This window comes from Pseudidiomarina fusca (assembly GCF_032227045.1).
Lineage (GTDB): Bacteria > Pseudomonadota > Gammaproteobacteria > Enterobacterales > Alteromonadaceae > Pseudidiomarina > Pseudidiomarina fusca.
The window spans coordinates 1-1,164 of sequence record NZ_JANFPJ010000074.1; the positions used below are offsets into that span (position 1 = coordinate 1).

Sequence of the window (1,164 nt, forward strand, 5' to 3'; positions counted from 1 at the left end):
GCGCGATCTTAAGTGGGAATAGGACGTCCTAAAATGGACGCTTACCAGTTAGAAGCTGTAGCTGGGCAATTATTGCTGTTACTTATGTTGGATGAGCCTCTAGCTGCCCCACCGTTAACAGCAGGATCTTTAGCCGGTAAGCTTGATAGTCCCGCAGCAGGATCTGAAGGGTTTCTCGCTCCCGCACCGCCTGTTCCTCCTGAGATAGCGCCAATACCAGTTTGCATGGCTACCTCTCCCCAATCACTTACACTTCCACCTGAAGCTATTTGGGTTATTACCTCACTTGCAAATCCAACAGCAGCACCAATAGCAAATTGTATAAATTCACCATCAGGGTCTTTATATTTATATGGGCTATTGTTTGCATACATATATCGGTTGAATGACATGACTGGATTAGCATCAGTATACCCAACCGGATCATTCGAATAGAAACGACCTATGACTGGATCATAGTATCGTGCCTGCATATACATTAATCGATACTACGAGCCATAATACATTGTCAATAAAATATAACTAGTACAGTAACTTAACAGTATAGTTGAGTCTTTGAAATCCGCACGGCTAATGTCAAAAAAAGCCCCGCAAGGGCGAGGCTTTGGATTCAAAGTTAACTATTCTAGAGATTTTCGTAAACTCAAGGCGTGCCTTAAAATATCAAAATGTGCAACATAACTTACAAGCCACATTATTAGAGCCAATATATAAAATATTTTCTCAGAAAACTGAAAACTCCAATCAAATATAAACATCAGAATGATAGTAGCCAAAAACATAGCTATTACATAGTAAAAAGGATATACGACCAAATAACCTAACAAGAGTTTTCGTGACACATATTTATTTGATTTAGTTTGCATATCTAACAATTTCCTGACTGTTCACAAGAGAGTGTAAAAATATCTGTGTAAATGGCATTCTTAACAATATCGAAGAAGGATATCAGAATGCCAATATCAGACAAACTCATCGACCAGCTGCTTGACGGCTGTGATTCCCCAGAAGACATCTTAGGCGAAGCCGGCCTACTCAAACAGCTTACCAAGAAGGTGGCAGAGCGGGTGCTAGAGGCTGAAATGGAAGCTCATTTAGGCTACGCACCAAATGACTCAGCCGGCAACAACAGCGGCAACTCTCGTAATGGTAAAACCAAGAAAA

General features: G+C 40.8%; 2 protein-coding genes. One reads left to right on the forward strand and one right to left on the reverse strand.

Going from position 1 to position 1,164, the window contains the following annotated elements:
* Positions 1 to 41 precede the first annotated feature (41 nt).
* Positions 42 to 473: an RHS repeat-associated core domain-containing protein gene (locus NOG12_RS13070; protein ID WP_313933495.1), complete on the reverse strand. Its 432-nt coding sequence runs from the start codon at positions 471 to 473 to the stop codon at positions 42 to 44.
* A 480-nt stretch (positions 474 to 953) separates the two neighbouring features.
* Here NOG12_RS13070 and NOG12_RS13075 point away from each other — a divergent pair.
* A partial coding sequence (locus tag NOG12_RS13075; protein ID WP_313933496.1) for a transposase occupies positions 954 to 1,164 on the forward strand: 211 nt, incomplete at its 3' end.

Coding starts and splice junctions, on each gene's coding strand:
- NOG12_RS13070 (WP_313933495.1), bottom strand. CDS start 473: ATGCAGGCACGATACTATGATCCAGTCATAGGTCGTTTCTATTCGAAT.